The 22,079-nt window shown below is 34.9% G+C and carries 19 protein-coding genes, 3 tRNA genes and 2 pseudogenes; 11 read left to right on the top strand and 13 right to left on the bottom strand.

Annotated elements, in window-relative coordinates:
* Positions 1-1,182 (top strand): quinone-interacting membrane-bound oxidoreductase complex subunit QmoC, encoded by a 1,182-nt coding sequence (gene qmoC / locus THENA_RS08170; protein WP_013756925.1) that lies wholly within the window; start codon positions 1-3, stop codon positions 1,180-1,182.
* Between the two features lie 20 nt (positions 1,183-1,202).
* Positions 1,203-1,964: a YkgJ family cysteine cluster protein gene (locus THENA_RS08165; RefSeq protein ID WP_013756924.1), complete on the top strand. Its 762-nt coding sequence runs from the start codon at positions 1,203-1,205 to the stop codon at positions 1,962-1,964.
* Positions 1,965-2,002: 38 nt separating this feature from the next.
* Here the strand turns inward: THENA_RS08165 and THENA_RS08160 are convergent, their stop codons facing one another.
* Positions 2,003-2,677 (bottom strand): Crp/Fnr family transcriptional regulator, encoded by a 675-nt coding sequence (locus tag THENA_RS08160; RefSeq protein WP_052296078.1) that lies wholly within the window; start codon positions 2,675-2,677, stop codon positions 2,003-2,005.
* Positions 2,678-2,830: 153 nt separating this feature from the next.
* Here THENA_RS08160 and THENA_RS08155 point away from each other — a divergent pair, with 153 nt between their 5' ends.
* The 6 genes and pseudogenes from THENA_RS08155 to THENA_RS08130 all read left to right on the top strand — a co-directional run bounded on the left by THENA_RS08155 (position 2,831) and on the right by THENA_RS08130 (position 9,632).
* Complete coding sequence (locus THENA_RS08155; RefSeq protein ID WP_013756922.1) at positions 2,831-3,619, top strand: DUF169 domain-containing protein; 789 nt, start codon at positions 2,831-2,833, stop codon at positions 3,617-3,619.
* Between the two features lie 53 nt (positions 3,620-3,672).
* Positions 3,673-4,704: a sulfite exporter TauE/SafE family protein gene (locus tag THENA_RS08150; RefSeq protein WP_013756291.1), complete on the top strand. Its 1,032-nt coding sequence runs from the start codon at positions 3,673-3,675 to the stop codon at positions 4,702-4,704.
* A 63-nt stretch (positions 4,705-4,767) separates the two neighbouring features.
* Complete coding sequence (locus THENA_RS08145; RefSeq protein WP_013756921.1) at positions 4,768-4,977, top strand: hypothetical protein; 210 nt, start codon at positions 4,768-4,770, stop codon at positions 4,975-4,977.
* Positions 4,978-5,206: 229 nt separating this feature from the next.
* Positions 5,207-7,081, top strand: a complete 1,875-nt coding sequence (locus tag THENA_RS08140) for a carbon starvation CstA family protein (RefSeq protein ID WP_245523242.1) — start codon at positions 5,207-5,209, stop codon at positions 7,079-7,081.
* A gap of 308 nt (positions 7,082-7,389) precedes the next feature.
* Positions 7,390-8,208, top strand: a complete 819-nt coding sequence (locus tag THENA_RS08135; RefSeq protein WP_169309431.1) for a vitamin K epoxide reductase family protein — start codon at positions 7,390-7,392, stop codon at positions 8,206-8,208.
* 51 nt (positions 8,209-8,259) lie between these two features.
* Positions 8,260-9,632 (top strand): annotated as a pseudogene (locus tag THENA_RS08130) (sodium-dependent transporter).
* Between the two features lie 2 nt (positions 9,633-9,634).
* Here the strand turns inward: THENA_RS08130 and THENA_RS08125 are convergent.
* A complete protein-coding gene (locus THENA_RS08125) occupies positions 9,635-10,300 on the bottom strand; it encodes a Crp/Fnr family transcriptional regulator (protein WP_013756918.1) in 666 nt (221 codons plus the stop codon).
* Between the two features lie 132 nt (positions 10,301-10,432).
* Between THENA_RS08125 and hcp the strand changes: the two genes are divergently transcribed.
* A complete protein-coding gene (hcp, locus tag THENA_RS08120; protein ID WP_013756917.1) occupies positions 10,433-12,061 on the top strand; it encodes a hydroxylamine reductase in 1,629 nt (542 codons plus the stop codon).
* Between the two features lie 56 nt (positions 12,062-12,117).
* Here the strand turns inward: hcp and THENA_RS08115 are convergent, their stop codons facing one another.
* Positions 12,118-14,136, bottom strand: a complete 2,019-nt coding sequence (locus THENA_RS08115; RefSeq protein WP_013756916.1) for a biotin/lipoyl-containing protein — start codon at positions 14,134-14,136, stop codon at positions 12,118-12,120.
* 9 nt (positions 14,137-14,145) lie between these two features.
* Positions 14,146-15,603, bottom strand: a complete 1,458-nt coding sequence (locus THENA_RS08110; protein ID WP_013756915.1) for an acetyl-CoA carboxylase biotin carboxylase subunit — start codon at positions 15,601-15,603, stop codon at positions 14,146-14,148.
* Between the two features lie 155 nt (positions 15,604-15,758).
* Here THENA_RS08110 and THENA_RS09730 point away from each other — a divergent pair, with 155 nt between their 5' ends.
* Together THENA_RS09730 and THENA_RS08100 are read left to right on the top strand one after the other, a co-directional pair.
* Positions 15,759-16,163 carry a YidH family protein gene (locus THENA_RS09730; RefSeq protein ID WP_013756914.1) on the top strand — a complete coding sequence of 135 codons (405 nt, stop codon included), beginning with the start codon at positions 15,759-15,761 and terminating at the stop codon, positions 16,161-16,163.
* A gap of 27 nt (positions 16,164-16,190) precedes the next feature.
* Positions 16,191-16,577 (top strand): YidH family protein, encoded by a 387-nt coding sequence (locus tag THENA_RS08100; RefSeq protein ID WP_013756913.1) that lies wholly within the window; start codon positions 16,191-16,193, stop codon positions 16,575-16,577.
* Here THENA_RS08100 and THENA_RS08095 read toward each other — a convergent pair.
* From THENA_RS08095 to THENA_RS08055, 9 genes and pseudogenes are all read right to left on the bottom strand, one after another.
* Positions 16,574-17,320 carry an ABC transporter permease gene (locus tag THENA_RS08095; RefSeq protein WP_013756912.1) on the bottom strand — a complete coding sequence of 249 codons (747 nt, stop codon included), beginning with the start codon at positions 17,318-17,320 and terminating at the stop codon, positions 16,574-16,576. The two genes, THENA_RS08100 and THENA_RS08095, sit on opposite strands and share 4 nt — an antisense overlap.
* The gene (locus THENA_RS08090) at positions 17,317-18,192 is read right to left on the bottom strand and encodes an ABC transporter ATP-binding protein (RefSeq protein WP_013756911.1); all 876 of its coding nucleotides are present in this window, start codon (positions 18,190-18,192) and stop codon (positions 17,317-17,319) included. Before THENA_RS08090 ends, THENA_RS08095 begins: the two co-directional genes overlap by 4 nt.
* 167 nt (positions 18,193-18,359) lie before the next feature.
* Positions 18,360-18,444: transfer RNA gene (locus THENA_RS08085), tRNA-Leu, on the bottom strand.
* An 8-nt stretch (positions 18,445-18,452) separates the two neighbouring features.
* Positions 18,453-18,527, bottom strand: a tRNA-Cys gene (locus THENA_RS08080).
* A 10-nt stretch (positions 18,528-18,537) separates the two neighbouring features.
* Positions 18,538-18,612, bottom strand: a tRNA-Gly gene (locus tag THENA_RS08075).
* A 54-nt stretch (positions 18,613-18,666) separates the two neighbouring features.
* Positions 18,667-19,068, bottom strand: a complete 402-nt coding sequence (locus THENA_RS10040; RefSeq protein WP_281054594.1) for a CBS domain-containing protein — start codon at positions 19,066-19,068, stop codon at positions 18,667-18,669.
* A 184-nt stretch (positions 19,069-19,252) separates the two neighbouring features.
* Entirely contained in the window at positions 19,253-19,753 is a 501-nt protein-coding gene (locus tag THENA_RS08065; protein ID WP_013756910.1) for a hypothetical protein, read from the bottom strand.
* Between the two features lie 65 nt (positions 19,754-19,818).
* Positions 19,819-20,517 (bottom strand): annotated as a pseudogene (locus THENA_RS08060) (methyl-accepting chemotaxis protein); the annotation flags it as partial.
* A gap of 58 nt (positions 20,518-20,575) precedes the next feature.
* Positions 20,576-22,021 (bottom strand): PDC sensor domain-containing protein, encoded by a 1,446-nt coding sequence (locus THENA_RS08055; RefSeq protein ID WP_013756908.1) that lies wholly within the window; start codon positions 22,019-22,021, stop codon positions 20,576-20,578.
* Between the last annotated feature and the right edge of the window lie 58 nt (positions 22,022-22,079).

Genomic DNA, 22,079 nt, shown 5'->3' with positions numbered 1-22,079 from the left:
ATGGCGAAAAAAATTGTAAAGACTGATTTAGATTTCATAAAGGAAATTATTGCTAATGGTGGCGATAGCGTTAAAAAGTGCTACCAATGTGCTACGTGTTCTGTTGTCTGCAACCTTGCTCCCAATAATTCACCATTTCCAAGGAAAGAAATGGTTATGGCACAATGGGGGATGAAAGATGCACTTCTTAAAGACGCTGATATTTGGTTATGTCATCAATGCGCAGATTGCACGGCGTATTGTCCAAGAGGTGCAAAGCCGGGTGACGTTTTGGGCGCTTTAAGGAAAATTACTATAGAAGAATATGCACCAGTAAAATTTTTGGCTAAACTTGTAAGCAAACCTGCAATGTGGCCATTTGCTTTTCTATTGCCAGTTGTTATACTCTTGATAGATCTTATGCTTAATGGGAAATTACAATACCTTGCAAATCCACAGGCTCTAGTAGATCTGTCTATTGAGGGTGAACATTCAACTGTAGGTAAAATTGTTTTTGCAAAATTATTTCCAACTGTAACTGGAATAGATATCTTCTTTTTGCCTGCTGCCCTGTTTGCTGTAGTTTGTTTTTGGATAGGTTTATCTAATTATTGGAAGGCTTTAAATTCTGAAAGATCTTATCCTGTTATGTTTCAGGGCAGTATTATAGGATTATTTGCTGGTGTTATCTGGGAAGCTCTTACTTCTGCGAGGTTTAAGCTTTGTAATACTATGAAGGTCAGATCTACTACCCACTTACTTGTTTTTTGGTCTTTTGTCGGGTTAGCCCTTACGACTGCTACTGCTTCGGTATATGAGTGGGTTTTGAGATACCCTTCCCCTTATCCTTTGTATGACCCTGTAAAAATACTTGGTAATATTTCGGGGATAGCACTAATTATAGGGGCAATCTGGATGATAAATACAAGATCAACTCTTAAGGTTGGTACGAATTCAAGCTTTGATTGGCTTTTGTTGATCGTTGTAGCAGGACTTGGGTTTACTGGAATGGGCGCAGAGATCTTTAGACTTATGAATCTTGCAAGCATTGCATACTGGACATACTTTATACATCTTGTATTTGTAATGTTTTTGTTTATATATGCACCTTTCTTTAAAATTGCACACCTTGCTTATAGAACTTTAGCTCTCGCATATTCTAATTTAGCCAACCGCGGAGAACCAGATGCCCTTCAAGAATAGTTTGGAAATGAGGTTTTTTTATGCCTAATATGGATGTTGTTGAAAGGGTTGCGCTGGATAGGTCTTCTAAGTTTACGTTTAGCTGTAATAAAGATTTGAGTTGTTGGAATTTATGTTGTAGAGATGTTGATATACTTTTAACTCCCTACGACGTATTAGAAATGAGGACTGCTCTTGGGCAGTCCTCAGGAGAATTTTTGCAAAATAACACTAAAGTAATTATTGATCCAAAAACTAAGATTCCAATGGTTCAAATTATGCTAAAGCCTAACGAAAGATTGTGTGTTTTTAGTAAAGAAGAAGGTTGCAGCATTTATCAAAATAGACCACTTCTTTGTAGGACTTATCCTATTGGGATAGCTGCTTTAAGAAAAAAAGACGATCCAAATCCTGAAGATGAGTTTTTCTTTTTTATTAGAGAAAAGTTTTGTAAAGGCTTTTCTCAAGGCAAAGAATTTACAGTAGGCGATTGGCTTCAAGATCAAAATGCTGATTATTTGTTGGAAAAGAACAAGGATTGGCTTGAATTTATTCTTAGAAGAAATGTGATGGGAGTAGAACCATTCAACGAGAAGGAAGCTTCTTTGTATTTTATGGCAGTCTATGACCTGGATAAGTTTAGAAAATTTGTTTTTGATACTAAATTTTTGGATATTTTCGAGATAAGCAAAGAGAGAATTGAAGCAATGAAAACAAGTGACGAAGAACTTCTGAAATTTGGTATAGACTACTTGTTTTTTATGTTCAGGATCAAAAAAACTCTTGAGCCAAAGAAAACGTAACTTTTTATAAAGATCCGGGAGATTTCCCGGATCTTTGTTTATTTGTAACTTAAAAGTTTTTTTATATCGAGGATCTTTATTTGTTTTTTTTCTAATTTTATAATGCCTTTTTTTTGTAGCATGTTAAGAGCTTTTGTAGTGGTTTGTCTACTTGTGCCCACTACCTGAGCAATTTCTTCATGCGTTAAGTTCAAAGGAATTTTTATGCCGTCTTCATCGTCTATTCCCCATTTGAAAGAAGCTTTATATAAGAAAGAAGCAAGTCTCTTTGAGACATAATTAGAACTAAGGTTGTGCACATTTTCTTCGGCTTCTCTCATGCGCGCAGCTAAAAGTCTCATTATTTTAAGAGAGATATTAAAATCTTCTTTTATTAGATTGTAAAAATCTTCTGTTTTTAAGAAACCTATTTCTATATCTGTAATAGCAACCGCATTGCAAGTTCTGTTTTTATTTAACAAAACTTCGGCTAATCCTATGATTTCTTTGGGATTTCTTATACAACCAACGACAGATTCTTTGCCATCTTTTGAAATTCTTGAAATTTTTACCCATCCAGATTTGATTATAAAAACTCCTTGAGATTTTTCTGATGCAGAAAAAACTGTAGAACCCTTAGGAAGTTTCATGACTATTGCTCTTTCTAAAAGCTTATGCCACTCTTGTTCTGTAAATTCTTTAAGTTCTTTGTCTAAAAGCAAAATATTATCCAAAGTTATCTCCCTCATAATAAGTTTATAAATATATTTTACTAAATAATTATAGTGTAACATAGCTGACATTTTTTAGTAATAAATATGACTGAAAAATTTTTTATAAAAAATAATAATTTATATATTAAGTGTATTAATAAATAAGGAGGACTTATGCGAAACTATTCTGAGATTCAGGATTTTTTTATGAAAGAGTTTAGATTTATGCACTTACCTGTCGCAGTGAAATTTATTTTTAAAGACGAAGAACTGCAAGATTTCAAGAAAGATGTAAAGGATTATTATGTACCAAATAAACCTCTTACATTTTGCCAAGCAGAAATTGGACCTAGAATGAAAGGAATTACAGTTCTTCAGGAAAAGGAGTCTTTAGGCTGCTCTAATGCTGCATATGTATTTGGGTGGAAGGGTTTCGATGAAGCTGAGGTAAAGAGCCACTTAAAGTATGTAAGAGATATGAAACAGGCTGAAAAATTTCTTCTTTCAAAGCCAAGATTGGAAGAAGGAAAACTAAGGGCAATTGTTGTTTCGCCACTTGCAAAGACTCATTTTGATCCTGATGTCGTTCATTTCTATTGCGATAATATGCAAGCCTATCAACTTAGTGTAGGTTGGATGGCAGTAAGAGATATTCATCCAATGAGGCCAAATGTTACGATGAATTCAGCGGCTTGTGCTGGTAACGTTTATGCTTATAATACCAAACTTGCATCTACCCACCCTGCTTGTAGCGGTAGCTATAATGCTGGCAAAACCGAGAGGGGTGAAACTAACGTAGTAATTCCTGGTGAGGATATAGCAGATTTGTTTTCCTGGTTTAAGGAAAGAGTTGAAAGGTACGGGAGTCTTTCTATAGTAAAGCCTGGAGATGAATTCCCTGGTTCGGATGTTTGTAAAAATTGCCCATTGATTGTCTTTAAAAAAGGTGAAAACGCAAAGTAAATGATTTTATTTAATTTATTATTTATATCTTAATATCTTAGAAAGGAGGACGTATGATTTTTCCAGTAGATTGGCTTCAAGTTGGGGATCAAAAAGTTCAGATTGATGCAGTAGTTTATTTTCTTTGGTCAATTTGGAACGGTTGGATTATGGCAACGGTAGGTGCATTTGGGGGTATTATGGCAGGTTTTGGCCATATATCTGTATTAGGTCTTGGCGCAAAGGCTAGCTCTCTAAAAGGTATAAAGGCTACAGTAAATGGCAAGGAAGTAGATTCAGGAAAGTATCTGTCAGACAACATAAGGCTGTCTAACTCACTTATTACAAGCGTAAATTCTACTATGGGTACTATCCAGTGGTTTTTAAACAAGAGGTTAATTTGGACTGCTGGCCTTGCTATGGGTATTGGTAGTGTACTTGGTGCTCAAGCAGGAGTATGGCTTACAGGCGGCAAGCTAAACATGTCAAGCGTTATAGGTATATTTGGTTGTCTTACACTTCTTGTATCTATATTTATGTTCTATCAAGTAACTCCTTTTGCTGCAAAGGCAAAGAGCAAAGGAAAGGATGCTGCAAAGAGGTTCCAAGAAGAAGTAAAAAAACTAAAAGCTGAAGGACGTCTTAATGAATTAAAGGGCATAGAAAATCTAAAGCTTAGTTTAGCAGCAGTAGAATTTGACTTCTTTGGAGAACACTTCAAGGTAAAGAACTTTGGACCATTTTTGTTTGGAATAATAGTAGGATTTGTATCTGCTGTAGCAGGAGTAGGTGGAGGATTTCTATACGTTCCATTTCTCTCAATAGTCCTTGGACTTCCTTTCTACATCGTTCCAGGTGCATCAGTAATGGCAGTAACTCTTGGAATGCTTTCAACAATAGTAGGTTGGTTGGTCTTTGGCATAAAGATAGCGCCACCAATTCTTATAGGTATGGCAGGAATACTAATTGGCGCATACATTGGCCCTAAAACTCAAAAGTATTTGCCTATGAACTTTCTCTACATTCTCTTTGGAGTCCTTGCAATATATGTAGGTGTGGGTTATATAATGAAGGGCTTTTTCGCAATAGCGCTTCCTGGAGTATAAAGATTATATACACTATCTTGTGATATAATGAACATAATATTAAACTAAAAGGGAGTGAAAAAAATGGCCCTTAACAGAATTGATTCCGGATCATTGTTAAATATTACTCAAAGTACAGCAACCAATAAAAAGGCAAACCTTTTCGAATCAATGGTGAATCAAGAAGTGTCTAACCTAACACAAAACTCCAAACCGCTAAAAGGAAGTGGTAACAATCCAAACTTACAACTTAAAGCAAATACTTTACAAAATAGCAATATTCAATCCAAATAGCTTCAAATTTTTCTAAAAAAAGAGGGAGAGAAATCTCCCTCTTTTTTTATTTTTGTTATTAAAGAACATATTTGAGATAATTCAGAATATTCTTATTAATTTATTATTCCTAAAAATGTTTAGTATAATCTTAATATAAAGTATTTTAAAGAAAGAAGGTGAAAAATGATTGTAAAATTATTTTGTATAAGGGATTTATAAAAAAACATGGGGGTGATATAGTGTGAAAATGAGTGTGATCTTACCTGTTGTTTTGCTTTGTGCTATTGCTTTATTTGTTCTTTCTTTTCTTATGAGCATTCCAAGTGCAATTTTACTTTTGGTATTCGGATTTTGCTTATGGGCGGTTGGGTATAGATATTACAGTGCCTGGCTCGCTGCTAAAGTAATGTGTTTAGACGCTACAAGAGAAACACCTGCATGTAAAATCAATGATGGAAGAGATTATGTACCTACAAACAAGTACGTGTTGTTTGGACATCAATTTGCGGCTATTGCAGGGGCAGGGCCTCTGATTGGACCAGTTCTTGCTGCACAATGGGGCTTTATGCCTGGGCTTCTCTGGATCGTTTTGGGAGCTGTAATAGCTGGTGCAACACATGATTTTGTTGTTTTAGTTTTATCTGTTAGACAGGGTGGTTTGTCTATTGCAGAAATTGCTAGAAAGGAGATATCAACTCCGACTGGTAGAGTAATGTCACTTGCAATATTTCTCATAATGGTTCTTACTCTTGCAGGTTTGAGCATTGCAGTGGTAAATGCCCTCAAAGGCTCTCCGTGGGGGACTGTTACTGTAGGATTAACAATTCCAATTGCATTTCTTATGGGATTTTGGATGTTCCACTTTAGACCTGGCAAAATAGGTGAAGCCTCATTAATTGGCGTTATATTGTTATTTGTTGCAACATGGCTTGGAAGCGTTGTACCTGGCACAGAATTTGCTAAATATTTTACTTATAGCGAACAAACAATGAAAATTTTGCTTCCAACTTATGCCTTTTTTGCATCAGTACTTCCTGTTTGGATGCTTCTTTTGCCGAGAGATTATTTGTCCAGTTACATGAAAATAGGTGTAGCAGTAGCGATTGCTTTGGGAGTCTTAATAGCTCATCCAATGCTTCAAATGCCACCATTCACTAAATTTATAAGTGGTGGGGGCCCCATTATTCCAGGTCCACTATTTCCATATCTATTTATAACAATAGCTTGTGGTGCTATATCTGGATTCCACTGTATGGTTGGAACCGGTACTACTCCAAAGATGTTGAGCTGTGAGACTGATGCAAGATTTATTGGGTATGGTGCAATGATAATGGAAAGTTTTGTTGCTGCTCTTGCTCTAATTGCTGCATGTGTGTTGCCTGTAGGAGACTATTTTGCTATAAATACTGCGCCTGCTGTTTTTCAGAAGCTTGGTATGCACACCCAGCAAGTTGCTTACATTTCTCAATTAGTAGGAGAAAATCTTGTTGGTAGACCTGGTGGTGCCGTTTCTTTGGCAGCTGGTATAGCTTATATTTTTGACAATGTTCCATTTCTTACTGGTATGATGGGTTACTGGTATCACTTCATAATAATGTTTGAAGCAATGTTTATATTATCTGCAGTAGATGCAGGAACAAGAGTCGGCAGATATCTTTTACAAGAATTTTTGGGAATATTTGTTCCTAAGTTCAAAGATATACACTGGAACTTCGGAATAGTATTAACGGGTTTTTTGGTTTCGTTTTTCTGGGGTTACCTTCTTTATTCTGGTAGTGTTTCCACTATATGGCCTATGTTTGGAGCATCAAACCAGCTTTTGGCCTGCCTTGCGCTCTTGATTGCAACTACTGAAATTTTAAGGAGAACAAGAAAGATATCTTATTCTTTGGTTACAATGATCCCAGGAGCATTTATGGTAACAATTACCTTTACTGCGGCGTGGATGAACTTTGCCAACATATTCTTACCGATGGCACAAAAGGGGAATGTAGCAGGAGCAATCAACGCATTTTTGTCAATATTGCTTCTTGCTATGGGAATATGGGTACTCTTTGACTCAATAAGAGTTTGGTTAAAGATACTTTCGGGATCTGATGCAGTAAAGTCTACAAGTAACTAATAGTTAAATAGTTATACTCTTCTTTTATTTTGATTGGCAGGGGAAGTATGTCTCTCCTGCCAATTTTTATGTTTTTTTTTTTTTTTATAAAAATGTGATATATTTACTTAAATCTTATGGGAGGAAATACTATTAGCCTCAGGATATTATTTCTAATTATATTATTCTCTTTATGTTTAAAAACAGGTTGTGCTTATGCTTCAGGTAAAGTTAATGTAGTTCTTTTTTGGAGTCCAACCTGTCCTCACTGTCATGATGTAATAGAAAATGTACTCCCACCTATTCAGGAAAAATTTAAAAATAGATTGTTGATCACCTATATAATGCTTTACAAAGAGAGTCAGGCTGAACCTTTTTATGAATTGGCAGCAGAATATGGTGTTAAGAGAAGCGATGTTGGAATTCCCTTTATGATTGTAGGAAAAAAGGTTTTAATAGGGACGGATGAAATAAAGAAGAATTTGCCAGATTTAATTCAAGACGGTATTAATCATGGTGGCATACCTTTTCCCGAAAGGGTACTTCATTCTGAATTTGCTAAAGATATAGATATTAAAACAATTAAAAGCGAGAATTTTGTAGGGGAGTCCTTTGCAATTTTTACTGTTATATCTTTATTAATATTCGCTTCTTATTCTCTTTTGAGTCTTAAATTTACAACTTTGACAAAATATTTAAGTTTTATTAGAGTTTTTAGAAATTACCTAATATTCCTTCTCATTTTTGTAGGTTTTTTAATATCTATTTATTTACTACATTTAGAGACAACCAGTTCCTCTGGAGTATGTATAATTTTTTCTGGTTGTAATATTGTACAAAAAAGTTCTTTCTCGCGCATTTTTGGAATAATTCCTGTAGCATTGTTAGAAATATTTGTCTTTTTTGTTCTTTTTGCCTTATGGATATATTCTTGTAAGTTAAAAAGAGATAAAATATTTTTCTTTAATTCAAGAATGATTCTTTTTTGGATTAATTTTGTTGCTGTAGTTGTTGCTATTAGTCTGACAGTTCTTGAAATATTTGTAATAAAATCTGCTTGTATTTATTGTTTAATATCTTCTATAATATTAGGTTTGTTGCTAATTCTATTTAATCCGAATTTTGATAGAATTAACACAACTAACTAACTAACTAACTAACAACAAAATACTATTTTAAAACAGGAAGGAGTAAAGGCTTTGTCTTCAGGATTAAAAAAAAGAGAGACATTTTCTTCTGGAATTGCTGTTTTCTTTGCTACACTTGGATCTGCCGTAGGATTAGGCAACATATGGAAATTTCCCTATTTGACTGGCATTTTTGGAGGAGGCGCATTTTTACTTATTTATGTTCTTTGTGTTATATTTGTCGGCATACCAGTAATGCTTGCCGAATTTTTTATCGGGAGAAGCACACGTTCTAATGTAATAGGAGCGTTTAAGAAATTGGCTCCAGGTACAATGTGGAAGCATGTAGGCACTATGGGGGTGCTGGCTGCATATTTAATTATGTTTTTTTATAGTTGTGTGGCTGGATGGGTTTATTATTATTTGTTCAAATCTATAAGAGGGGATTTTGTTGGTGTTACATTGGAGAGTGCAAAAACTCAATTTGCTCAAACAATAATAGGACCATTTACACCGACCTCTGGCAGGCAATTGTTATGGTAGTTGTTGGAGCGATTCTTATTATGGGTGTTCAAAAAGGAATTGAAAGGGTTACAAAAACGCTTATGCCAATTTTGTTTTTGTTAATTATAATTTGTGATATTAGAGCTCTTACTCTCCCAGGTGCCTTTGATGGGGTTAAGTTTCTTTTTAGCATAGATTTTTCAAAACTGACTGCAGTTGCAATTTTGACAGCGCTTGGACTTGCGTTCTTTAAACTTTCTCTTGGTATGGGCACAATGGTTACTTATGGCAGTTATTTCACAAAAGACAACAATCTTTTTAGAACAGCATTTTCAGTTGCTTTTTCTGATACTCTTGTGTCTATCTTGGCTGGACTTGCTATCTTTCCTACGGTTTTTGCTTTTGGGATGCAGCCGGGCGCTGGTCCTGGGCTCTTATTTATGACAATTCCTCTCGTTTTTTCAAAAATACCTCTGGGAAATTATTTACTCGTTGCTTTTTTCTTTCTTTCTTCAATTGCTGCAACTACAGCAATGCTCTCTCTTGTAGAGGTATTGGTAGCATATTTTACTGAAGAGTTTAATGTCTCAAGAAAGACTGCAAGTATTGTAAACTCTGTAATAATTGTAATAATAGGTTCAACGGCCGCTCTTTCAGTTGATGCCAATTCCCTTTTGGGTTCTATGAAGTTTTTTGGTAAGGGATTTTTCGATTGGTATGACTATATTTCTTCAAATATTCTATTGCCCATAGGAGGATTTTTTATTGCTATATTTGTTGGATATGTTATGAGTCAGAAGAAAGTTTTGGATGAACTTTCTAATAATTCTTTAAAACTTAAATTTGCTACTAAAGTATATTTGTTTGTTCTAAAAACTATAACGCCAGTACTACTTATTATAATTTTCTTAAATTCTATAGGTATTATTAATTTTAGATAGATTTACGTTCCCCATGCTTGTTTTTTTAGACCTTCTTCGTCTAATATTGTGACAGTCTTGTTGTTTGTAGAAATAATATTTAAATTCTGGAACTTTGTAAATACTCTTGAAAGAGTCTCGGGCATTGTGCCAAAATATTTTGAGAGCTCTGTTCTAGTAAGAGGCAATTCTATTTTTGAACTCTTTTGAATTTCTTTTTGGTACAAAAGATAAGATGCTAATCGTCCCGAGACTTCTTTTAAGGATAGAGCTTCAATAAGAGAAGTAAAGTTTCTAAGCCTAAAAGATACAGCTGATAATATGTTCATTGTAAGGTTAGGATTATTTATTATAAGATTTTTAAAACCCTCTCTGTCGATTGCTAAAAGAGTGCATTTCTCAATACATTGAGCATTCGCTGGATAATCAAGCCCCGCGAACATAGGTGCTTCTGCAACTATATCTCCAGGGGTCATTATGTGAAGTATTTGTTCCTTTCCAGATGGAGAAATTTTAAAAACTTTCATTTTGCCGCTTAAAACTATAAATAGATTTAACGCCAAACTTCCCTCGGTAAAAAGTATTTCGTTGTGATCTAATACTATTTTATGAGAAATATTTAAAATTTTTGCTATGTCTTCATCACTTAAATTTTTAAAAAAAACACAGGACTTAACTATGTCTTTCATATTGATTATATGCCTCTCTTTAAATAATTTTTTCTATTAATTTTACAATATTGATCTAAATCAATGATCTGTTATCTTTAAAGTTTTATTCTATTCCTTAATAAAAAAGTAAATAAAGGAGAGTGATTTATAATGTTTTGTTATCAATGTGAACAAGCGGCAAAAGGGGTAGGATGTGAAATTCAGGGAGTTTGTGGTAAAGATGAAACTACAAGTAACTTGCAAGATTTATTGATATTTTCTTTGGAAAGTCTTTCGTCTGTAGTTCAAAGCGCAAAGGAAGTAGGAATAGAAGTAAATGAGACGTTGGGTCACTTTGTTTGTCAAGCTTTATTTTCAACATTAACAAATGTGAACTTCGATCCAGAAAGGTTAAAAGATTGGATCAAATCAGTAGAGCAAAAAAGAGACGACTTAAAAAAATCTGTAACTGAAAGGTCAAAAATAGAATTTTCTGATATTGCTAACTTTAAGTTTGCAAACGATATTTCAGAATTAGAGACTCAAGGAAAAGAGTTTGGATTAAAAAACGATCCAGAAACCGATCCAGATAAAAGGGCTTTAAAGCATACTATACTTTTTGGCTTAAAGGGTATAGCAGCTTATGCTGATCATGCAGCTATTTTAGGAGAATATAGTAAGGATCTTTATGATTATATGTTCAGGGCTCTTTTTGAACTTACAAGAAATGATATATCACTAGAAGATTGGGTAAACAAAACTCTTGAAGTAGGTAAATATAATCTTCTTGCTATGGAGCTTCTTGATAGAGCAAATACGAAAGCTTATGGCGATCCTGTCCCGACAAGCGTTCCTCTCGGACACAAAAAGGGGAAGGCGATATTAGTTTCAGGGCACGATCTGAAAGATTTGGAAGAGATTTTGAAACAAAGTCAGGGTAAAGGGATTTATGTATATACCCATGGTGAGATGCTTCCTACTCACGGTTATCCGTTGCTTAAAGAAAAATATCCTCACTTTTATGGACACTTTGGAACTGCATGGCAAAATCAAATAAGAGAATTTCCTTACTTCCCCGGACCAATTGTTATGACTACAAACTGTATTCAAAGACCGCAAAATAGCTACTTTGACAATATTTTTACAACAGGTGTCGTAGCCTGGCCAGGTGTTAAACATATAACAAATTATGACTATTCTTTAGTTATTCAAAAAGCCCTTGAAATGAAAGGATTTGAAGAAGATCTAGATAAAGGTTCTGTAATGGTTGGCTTTGGTAGAAAAACACTTCTTTCAACAGCTTCGAAGGTCATAGATCTTGTAAAGAACAAAAAAATAAGACACTTCTTTCTTGTAGGAGGGTGCGATGGTGCAAAGCCGGGAAGATCTTATTATTCTGAATTTGTAGAAAAAGTTCCTGAAGATTGTATTGTGTTGACCCTAGCTTGTGGGAAATTTAGATTTTTCGATAAAAAGTTAGGTGAAATTGATGGACTCCCCAGGCTTATAGATGTTGGACAGTGTAATGATGCGTATTCAGCAATAGTACTTGCTGATACTTTGGCAAAGGCGTTTAATGTAGGAGTTAACGATTTGCCGCTTTCTTTGATACTTTCATGGTATGAACAAAAAGCGGTGGCGATTTTGCTTAGTTTGTTATACCTTGGAATAAAGAATATAAGACTAGGACCATCTTTGCCAGCCTTTATAACGCCTAATGTTCTTGACGTGTTAGTGAAAAACTTTAATATTGCTCCAATTAGAACTCCTGATGAAGATCTTAAGGCAATTTTAGGATAGACATTAAAGAAAGAAAGAGCCGTGAATATTTTAAACGTTAGTCACGGCTCTTTATGTTAGATCTGCTTTAATACGAAAAGAAGTTGGTTTTCCACTACACTTTCATTAAGATTTACACATATTTCTTTTATCATGCAGTCATATGGGGCAAGAAGGGGAGTTTCCATCTTCATAGCTTCGAGATTTGCTATCTCTTCGCCTTTGTGATATATGTCTCCTACTTTTATAGGATCTCTTTTTGGATTGCCAAGCCTCCATAGATTGCCATTGATAGGAGACCCAAGCTCATTAGAACCTCTTGCAAATCTAATTTCCTTTTTCTTCGCCCTTGGCGTTTCGACTTTGTAAACTCTAGTTTTGTTATTTACTTCCATAACTACGTGGATAACGCCTTCATGTTCTTTGCCTATAGAAACTAATTCAAGGGTATAGGGCTTTTCTGAAAAAGTAAACTCTACTTTATCTCCTGGATTTTTCAATCCGTTGGTAAAGACATTTGTTGGAAGAACCATTGGTGCATCTCCATACTTTTCTCTAAAATTAATCATTTCTACAGCATCCTTTGGGTGCATTAGATAAAGAATAAATTCTTCTTCCGAAGGCAATCTTGAAATTTTTTCTTTCAATTCTTCTCTTGCTCTTTCTAAATCTTCTTCTTCAATGTGTTCTAATGGTGATACATCAACTCTTGACTTTATTTTTTCTTCCCACTCATCTGAAAAAGTGCTTTGATAAACCCAATTATCAGGCCATCCCACAGGAAGTTTTCCATAAAGTCCAAGAAGTAAATTTTTAAAATCGCCTGGCGCGCTTTTGAAAAGCTCTAATAATTCTTTTTTTTCTTCATCGTTCATTTCTTCAAATTTGCATTCTTTTTCTTCAACGAATTTCTCTAAAAGTCTTATAATATGTGTTACTCCAGCCTCACCCTTTTCTTTTGAATATCTATTAATTATTCCGCTACATGTAACCCAGGTTATTTGCGATCCTGGAGTTACATCAAAATATTTAACTATTCTATTGTAAAGAGACATTAATTTTAAGATATGTGGCATTAAGTGTAAAAAACCGCCTTTTTGAGCTTGTTCAAATGAGCTAGGAAATGCTCCGCCAGGCATCTTGTGTTTGGTTACAAAATAATCAAACCCTTTGAAAGGAGACTCGGCCCATTCGTAATGCTTTATCCATTCTCTTACTGTTTGAATTGCTTCATAAGCTGCTTGTGTGTTTAGGTGAACGTTTATTCCAGATTCTGTAAGGTAAGCGTAGGTGCTCATAATCGGAGGTTGTCCGTAAAATCTAACCAATGAATCTTCCTCTACGTCTAATATTTTTGCGCCCGCTTGTGCTGCAGCAAGATATGCTGGAAGAGCAAGACCATCTGTAGTATGCCTGTGATAGTGAATTACAAGCTCTGGGTATTTTTGTTTTATTGAGTCTATTAAGCTGTATATTCTTTTTGGACTGCCAACTCCTGCCATATCCTTTATGCAAAGTATTATTTCATCTATTCCAGAACATAGAGAAACAATTTCATCTACTGTTCTTAAGTAATATTCGTTTGTAGCCCATTCTACTTCAGTAAAGGATATTGCGGGTTCAAAAAGCTTTCCTCTATTCATTACTACTTCTGCGACTGTTCTCATATTTCTTATGTCGTTCAAGAATGAAAAGCATCTCCAAACATCTATGTCTACCTTAGAAACAACATATTCAATTACATTTTTTGGATACGGTCTGTAACCCCAAAGATTGGTTTCTCTTACTAAAGTTTGAAGCAATACATTAGGCATCAATTCTCTATATATCTCTATTTCTTCAAAAGGTGATTCCTTTCTGTTCATTACTCCTACATGCCACCTTGCACCTCCATGACATTCCGAACTAAAAAGTCCCATTTTGTTATAAAGTGGTGCAAGAGTTTTAAGGTCATAAATTCTGTGTCTATTTTTAAAATCTGATTGTCCAGCATCTCTCATCCCTGTGGAAGTAAAACAAACTCCAGCCAAGTTCCTAACACTATTAACTATTTCTGAGGGACTCATTCCAGGTTTGACAAAAGTATATTCAAACATAACTTCACCTCACATCCACTTTTGTTGTCCAAGTGCACTTATTTCTGCAACATAACGAGCAATCTTTAACACTTCATCTTCCGGGTCTCTTTCTTTAAAAGAAGATATCAGCTCATCCATATGTTCTTCGATGAACCTTGTTGAGAACTCTCCTGAAATAAATTTTGGATGCCTTAGTATGCTAAGAAGTAGTGGAGCAATTGTTTTAACACCCTCAACTCTTAATCCTCTAGACAAAGCTCTGTCCATTGTTCTTATTGCATCTGTTCTGTCTGCACCAGCACTGATTAAAAGCATAAACATCGAATCATAAAAAGGAGGGATGGATGCTCCCTCATATGCACCAGGAGAAATTCTTATACCTGGTCCATGTGGAACCTGAAGTCTTGTAATTCTTCCAAAGGAAGGAGAGAAATTTTTAGGGTCTTCAGCGTTTAATCTACACTCTATTGACCACCTATTTTGATGTATATCAGACTGGTTGAAAGGTAATTTTTTACCTTCTGCTATGTCTATCATTAGGCTTACAATATCAAGTCCTGTTGAGAGTTCCGTAATGCCATGCTCTACCTGAAGCCTTGTGTTTACTTCAAGAAAATAAAATTTTTTTGTGTTTGAATCATATAAAAATTCAACTGTTCCAGCAGATGTATAGCCAATTTCTCTCATAAACCTTACTGCCGTAAAACATATTTCTTGTCTAAGAGTATCGTCAAGACTTGGAGAAGGTGTTTCTTCAATAATTTTTTGATTTCTTCTTTGAATGGTGCATTCTCTTTCGAAGAGATGACATATAGAACCATATTCATCGGCTATAATTTGGACTTCTATGTGCCTTCCTCTTTCTATATATTTTTCTACAAGAACTTTATCATCGCCAAAGGATTTAAGGGCCTCAGATTTTACCTGGGTAAAAGCATTCTGTATATCTTCTGCTCTTTCAACCTTTAACATTCCCTTGCCACCACCACCAGCTGAGGCTTTAACTAAAATTGGGAAAGATATATCTTCTTCTTTCATCCAATCTATGATTTCTTCGTAACTTTTAGCGTTGTCAATGCCAGGTATTACAGGAACATTTGCGCGTTTTGCCCATTTTTTTGCTTCTATTTTGTCTCCCATAGCTTTTATAACTTCTGGTTTTGGCCCGATCCATATAAGACCTGAGTCTATGACCCTTTGTGCAAATATGTGGTTTTCTGAGAGAAATCCCCATCCTGGATGCACGGCATTACATCCAGTTTTTAAAGCCGCTTCAATTATCGCATCCATATTGAGATAGGATTTTATTGGTGGAGCTTCTCCGATGTGTACTGCAGAGTCAGATGAGAGCACATGTAATCCCAATCTATCAGGAGTACTATATACAGCTGTGGTTGGAATTTTTTTGTCTCGACAAGTGTGCATCACCCTTACTGCGCTAACTCCTCGATTTGCAATAAGTACCTTTTTTATTTTCCTTTCCATCGTTACACACCCTTTTCTGCAGTATATTAGTGCATATTATATATGCAAAAGTTAATTTTTGTTAATATTTATTGTTTGATAAAATTTATTTCATATAAAATAATTTTTGTTTTATAATTAATTAAATTTATATAGTATGGGGTGAAGTAAAATTGATGGACCTTCTTAGAAAAATTCTTCGTCTTGAAGAAGATAGGATGACTTATGTAGATCCAAGATTTGCAATGGCTGCTGTCAGGACATTTTTAGCATGGGTCAGGACGGCTTTTAATATGCTGGGGTTTGGTATTGCTCTTGATAAAGTTGACGTGTGGTTACAAACTCAACCTGGTGTTTCTTCTTACATTCGGGGGACAGTGGGTTCTATACACGTGATTGTTATTATGCTTCTTATTATGGCTGTGTGTACTATACTTGCTGGTGCAATAGATTATGTACAGAACGTTAGAAAGATTAGGGCTGGATATTTTCAGTGTTCTCCAGAATATCATATAGGATATATGTCCTTTGTGGTAGCAGTTTTATTGGTATTGGTACTACTCGTTCTTATTAGAGCTTAGATTAAACTTTAGGGGAGTCTATTAGTTTTGTTTTCAAAGACAAAAAGAGAAAATAATAATGAAGATGCCAGAGAAAGCATGGCTGCTGTCAGAACTCTTCTTTCCTGGATTAGAACATCACTTGGACTGATGGCCTTTAGCGTTCTTCTTGACAGATTCGATCTTTTTGTTCATTATCTTGGTCCTTCACTTGGGATTCCTGAAGAAAGGACCCTATATCTTTATTGGGTAGCCGTTGTTTTTGCAGGACTCTCCTTTTTAACTGTTATTGTTGGGCTTATAGATTATATTGTGGTAAAAAGAAGAATCGGACTAGGTGAGTATAAGTCAAATGCCTTCATATATGTTTTTTACACTCTAATAGTAATCCTTGTTCTAGGGGTTTTAGGATATAGTGTTTTTATACATCGTTAGTCAATTAATCTTATTCTTAAAAACTTGATTGCCATGAATGTAAAAAATATACATGTTATTAGCAATACTATTATGTTTGTTATATCTATGGGCTGTGAAAGATAGAGTTCTCTTGAAATTTTTACTGCATAATAGAGGGGAAAGATGGCCTTTAAGATTATTTTTAGAAATATGGGCAATATATTAATTGGGAAATATGTCCCAGAAAATAATATCATTGGATTTATGTACACAAAATAAAGATAATCGAAAAACATTATATTAGGCACTACTGAAGTAAAAAACATGCCAATTGAAGCAAATGTTAAACCAAGAAGTGGCAAAACTAAAATTATTATTAAAAAGCCTAAATTTTTTAGCAAACCAAAACAAAACAAAACAAAGATTACAATAGTTGCATATATTGTTCCTCGAAAAGCTCCCCAAAGCATTTCTCCCAAAACAATATCTTTTACAGTAGCATTTGTAGATAGCCAAGCTGTATAAATGTTTTCGTAATACATCCTTACGAAGGCGTTGTAAGTTGTCTCAAAAAATGATCCATATAAAACGCTTATAATAACCATTGCAGGCGCTATAAATTCAACATAAGATAAGCCCTCAACATTAGGAACAAATTTTCCTATACCAAAACCAAAGGCTAAAAGGAAGAGTAAAGGATCTATTCCACTTATCAACGCGCCCCATGCACGCTTTTTAAATGAAATAATATTTCTTTTGAATATTATTAAAAATGGTATCAAATTTTTTCTCCAGTAAGATACAAGAAGAGGTCATCAAGAGTAGTTTCTCTTATTGCGGATGGTTCTATTCCAAATAATTTTAGCTTTGAGAGTAAAAGTTCTTTGCTTGGAGTAAAAATAAAGGTTTTGTCTTCATATACATAACTTTTGTAGTTATCTGTTGATATTTTTCCCTTTATTTCAAATACGAAACTTTCAAGGACATTTTTTATAAGTTCTTGCGGTTTTCCGCTTAAAATCAACTTGCCCTTATTTATGAAAGCAATTTTGTCAGCCAGAAAGTTTGCTTCTTCCATATAGTGTGTAGTGAATATTGTCGATACGTTTTGCGACTTTAAATTAATTATTATATCCCAAAATTGTCTTCTGATAGATGGATCGAGTCCAATAGTAGGCTCATCAAGAATTAACAGTTTTGGATTAGTCAAAAGCGCTCTGACAAGCATTATTTTTCTCTTTGTCCCACCGGAGAGATTTCTTATATCCTCGTGTTTATATTTATCAAGTCCAAATTTTTGTAGCAAAGCGAGAGATCTCTTTTTAGCAATTTTTGCGTTTAAACCGCATAGCTCTGAGTGTATTATAAGGTTTTCAAGCACATTGATGTCTTGATCAAGATTATTTTCTTGAGAGACCAAGCCGATTTTATCCTTTACTTTTTTGAAATCATCTACACTTTTTCCAAATATCTTGATCTCTCCAGAATTAGCTTGAGAGAAGCCAGATATTATTTTTGTAAGCGTGGTTTTTCCTGAACCGTTTGGTCCAATAAGAGAAAGTATCTGTCCTTCTTCCAACGAAAAACTAACATTATCAAGGGCTTTTAGATTTTTATAGTATTTTGTTAATGATTCGACTTGAATAACGCTCATCTAATTTCGAATACTTTTTTACAGCGTTTCTTAGCGTAAGTACCCATAAAAAGCACTCGCTTGACAAAGTAGCGATCGCAAATAATTATTCCGACCCTTACTTTGTCGCTCATCTTTACTTCCCTAAAATTTAATTTTTTTAAGTCCTTGTTCTAAAAAAAATAAAATGGTGCCGGGGGTGGGACTCGAACCCACACGGGGGATACCCGACGGATTTTAAGTCCGTTGCGTCTGCCATTTCGCCACCCCGGCATCTTTTGTGGAGGCGACGCCCAGATTCGAACTGGGGAATGAGGGCTTTGCAGGCCCTTGCCTTACCGCTTGGCCACGTCGCCATAAATCTTTTGGAGCGGGCGAAGGGGCTCGAACCCTCAACCCTCGGCTTGGGAAGCCGATGCTCTACCATTGAACTACGCCCGCTAATAAACATTTAATGTATTTGAATTATATCAAATAATTTAACATTTGCAAACGTTATTCTGGATTTTCTTTATTTACATTATTAAAATAAATTTCTAATATCTTTTCCCTTGTGATCATGCCCAGTAGCACGTTTTTATCTACAACAGGCAAAAAAGATATATCGTTCTTATACATTATAAATAGGGTGTCGTAAAGCGTATCTTCAGGGGATATTGTTATTACAGGAGAGTTCATTATCTCTGAAACCTTTTTCTCTTCTGTGTTTTTATAGTTGTTTAAGATATCCTCATGGCATATTACTCCAACTAATGAATTGTTTTGAATTGAACACACAGGTATTCCTGAGACTTTGTATTTTTTTAATATTTCTGATGCGACTTTTATGTTGTCTTTCTCGGTTACAATTGGTACGTTCTTTACTAATACTTCTTTTACTTTTACTTTTCCAAGAATAGGCTTATAGTAGTCAAATTTGTGGGCTGGAGATTCGGATGGTGATTTTACCTGTGAACCTATAAACCAAGAAGCCGCTTAAAAGGCCGCCAATTGTAGTAGAAACTGGAATCATCCAATACCTTAATATAGGAACTATTTTTGTAGCCCCCTCTCCAGCTGGAGAAGGGGGGTAGCACCCTAATTATTCTAAAAACTTTGATATTAAACTTTCCCTTTCGTTTTGACCTTTATTTAATATTTTTTCTACATCGCCTTTGTCTATTTTTTCGTAAGACTCTAATAATGACTCTCCCATTCTCTTTATTTTTCTAATAAAGTATTCTTCCTCGCCTTCATCAAGCATTATTGATTTGAATCGTGGGCTTAGAACTTTTGTTATCTGAATTTCACTGTTGTTATCGCTTTTATACGATAAAATTATCTCTTCTTTAAATGGATTTTGCAAATCTTTGAAAAGATTTCCTTCGGTAGCATGAAGAAGAGCTTCGTTGAAGTCTATTTCGTGTCTTTTTTCAATATTTTTATGTTTGACGTTAAAGTATGCTCTTTTGTTTTCGAAATCAATTTGCATATCTACTATATAAGGCTCATCAGAGGATCCAATATTTAATCTCCATTCCTTATGACCAACTTTACCCTCAAAATTCCACCCATAATTTTTTAGTCTTTCTATGTTCGTCATAGTTTCACCCCTTAAAAAAATAGCCCGAGGAAATACCCCCGGGCTATTTGAGATTTTGTTAATTATTAAACTTTAAACTTCTTAACTTCATCAGATATCTTTTCTGTATTTTCTATTAAAATTCTTGAAATTTCCTCAAACTCCTTAACTATTTTATCACTTTCTTCTGTGGTAGATGCGAGCTCTTCTGCAGAAGCTGATGACTCTTCCGATATTGCTGCAAGGCTTTCTATTTCGTTGGATATATCTTTTGATGATGCTGCCATCTCTTGCGCTGAAGCGGTATATTCTTCTGAGAGGGCAGCAAGGTTGCTGACGTTTACGTTTACAGTAGAGAGGTTGCTAATTAATTTCTCACTTATCTTTTCTCTTTGTTCTAACAACACATTTACTTTGTCTATAGAAGCAAGTATTGCCTGAAAAGTCTTTGACGTAGCTTCTGATGCCTCAAGTCCTGTAGTTACGTCACTTAGAGTCTCTTGCATTGAGTTCATCGCATTTCTTGTTTCTTTGTTGGTTTCGCCTATTATCAAGGCTATCTCATTTGCAGCTCTTTGAGATTCTTCTGCAAGCTTTCTTACTTCATCTGCTACTACAGCAAATCCTCTTCCAGCATCTCCTGCTCTTGCAGCCTCTATTGCAGCGTTTAAGGCTAAGAGGTTTGTTTGATCTGATATGCTAGATATCAAATCTACAATCTTACCTATATCTTCTGATCTCTTGCTAAGAGATTGGATAACTTCAGCTAATTTTTTCACAGATTCAAGGCTCTTGTGAGAACTCTCATTTGTTTTTGCCATAAGAAGGTTTCCATCCTGTGCCCTATCCTTCATTGTTATAGAAAGATCTGTAAGCTCTTTGTTGTCTCTTTTTAGTCTCTTCCATAATAGAGTTTATCTGTTCTACCATCTGTGCAATCTGTTCTGTATTGTTTGCTTGTTCTTCTGCCCCCTTTGCAATTGCCTGAGTGGTGCTTGAGAAGGTATTTACTTTATTGGAAAGTGTTTGAGCTATCTTTGATATCTCTTCCGCTCCTCTTGCCGTATTTGAAGCTGCCTGAGAGACTTCTCCTGATGAACGAGATAGTATGGTAGCGTTTTCTTTTACTTTTTCAGATGCGCTTTGTAAGTCTGAGATAAGGCTCTTTAGCCCCTGTATAACAGATTTTGTATTTTCTGCCATCTTCTTGGTACTTTCTGAAAGAATGCCCAACTCTCCAAAGTAGTTGGTATTAATATCTATGTTAAGATCACCTTCTGAAAGCTTCTTGTTTACTTCTACTATCTCTGAAAGAGGTTTTGTAATGCTTCTTGATATGAACTTGAATATTATGAAGGATATTATAGAAATTATTATGATGGCTATAAATATTATTGTAAGAAGGTTATATAGTCCTGAATAAAAGTCTGATAATAAAACAGGAATTGATAGTATCCAGCCGGTAGAAGGAATTCTGTCCCATACAAGTATCTTTTCCTGTCCAAGAAAAGTATATGTGCCAAATCCTGTAGGTTCACTTACTACCCTCTTGCCAAGCTCAGCAAGGGATGGAGTTATTAGTTTACTAACTTTTGTAATGTTTTCCTTCATAACCATTTCTTTAAGAGGATGAACTACAAAAAGACCATTCTTATCAAGTAAAAAGCCATATCCAGACTTGCCAAATTTTATATTTGATATCATCTCATCTATAGCATCAGCCTTTACGGCATCTGCAACAGCACCTATTGTTTTGCCTGACTGATTGAATACAGGTACAGCAATTACAAAAATCTTTTTTCCTGTGCTTTTGGATATTAGTAAAGATGATACTGCGGTTTTCCCTGTGGACATAACCTCTTTGAAATAGTCTCTATCTGATAAGTTCGCATTGGCTGGTCCTGTATCAGTAATGTAACTACCATCAGTTTTAACAAAGAAAATTAGTTCTGCTTCTGGAAACATCGGAAAGACAGATTTTAAAGTGTCTGTTATAACTTTTGGATTTTCAGTTTGAAATGCTGGATTTTTTGCAAGATTTTGAAGAGCTTCAATTCTATTAGTTACGTAGTTGTTTATTCCTGCTACAGAATCTTTTGTAGTCTCTTGCATTGCAGCAATTGTTTGAGCTTTTACACTTTGTTTGATTACGTAATTTGAGACGAGCATAACGGATGCACCTAAAATTACAATAATCAAAATTATTGATAGCGTTAATCTTGAACCGATGGTATTCCATAACTTTCTAGAACCGAATTTAAAAAGCTTTTTCTCATTACTTTCTTTCATTTATCCTCCTTAAGTTAACTTAAAATTTTTATTATTTTTATATGTTTTCTGAAAGAAA

It is taken from the genome of Thermodesulfobium narugense DSM 14796 (genome assembly GCF_000212395.1).
In the GTDB taxonomy this organism is placed as follows: Bacteria; Thermodesulfobiota; Thermodesulfobiia; order Thermodesulfobiales; family Thermodesulfobiaceae; genus Thermodesulfobium; species Thermodesulfobium narugense.
The sequence above is the reverse complement of the archived record's forward strand: the minus strand, read 5'-3'. Positions and strand labels throughout refer to the sequence as shown.

Excerpts from the sequence above, each read along its gene's own strand:
- qmoC (WP_013756925.1), top strand. The coding sequence starts at position 1 with ATGGCGAAAAAAATTGTAAAGACTGATTTAGATTTCATAAAGGAAATT.
- THENA_RS08165 (WP_013756924.1), top strand. The coding sequence starts at position 1,203 with ATGCCTAATATGGATGTTGTTGAAAGGGTTGCGCTGGATAGGTCTTCT.
- THENA_RS08155 (WP_013756922.1), top strand. The coding sequence starts at position 2,831 with ATGCGAAACTATTCTGAGATTCAGGATTTTTTTATGAAAGAGTTTAGA.
- THENA_RS08150 (WP_013756291.1), top strand. The coding sequence starts at position 3,673 with ATGATTTTTCCAGTAGATTGGCTTCAAGTTGGGGATCAAAAAGTTCAG.
- THENA_RS08145 (WP_013756921.1), top strand. The coding sequence starts at position 4,768 with ATGGCCCTTAACAGAATTGATTCCGGATCATTGTTAAATATTACTCAA.
- THENA_RS08140 (WP_245523242.1), top strand. The coding sequence starts at position 5,207 with ATGAGTGTGATCTTACCTGTTGTTTTGCTTTGTGCTATTGCTTTATTT.
- THENA_RS08125 (WP_013756918.1), bottom strand. The coding sequence starts at position 10,300 with ATGAAAGACATAGTTAAGTCCTGTGTTTTTTTTAAAAATTTAAGTGAT.
- hcp (WP_013756917.1), top strand. The coding sequence starts at position 10,433 with ATGTTTTGTTATCAATGTGAACAAGCGGCAAAAGGGGTAGGATGTGAA.
- THENA_RS08115 (WP_013756916.1), bottom strand. The coding sequence starts at position 14,136 with ATGTTTGAATATACTTTTGTCAAACCTGGAATGAGTCCCTCAGAAATA.
- THENA_RS08110 (WP_013756915.1), bottom strand. The coding sequence starts at position 15,603 with ATGGAAAGGAAAATAAAAAAGGTACTTATTGCAAATCGAGGAGTTAGC.
- THENA_RS09730 (WP_013756914.1), top strand. The coding sequence starts at position 15,759 with ATGGACCTTCTTAGAAAAATTCTTCGTCTTGAAGAAGATAGGATGACT.
- THENA_RS08090 (WP_013756911.1), bottom strand. The coding sequence starts at position 18,192 with ATGAGCGTTATTCAAGTCGAATCATTAACAAAATACTATAAAAATCTA.
- THENA_RS08065 (WP_013756910.1), bottom strand. The coding sequence starts at position 19,753 with ATGACGAACATAGAAAGACTAAAAAATTATGGGTGGAATTTTGAGGGT.
- THENA_RS08055 (WP_013756908.1), bottom strand. The coding sequence starts at position 22,021 with ATGAAAGAAAGTAATGAGAAAAAGCTTTTTAAATTCGGTTCTAGAAAG.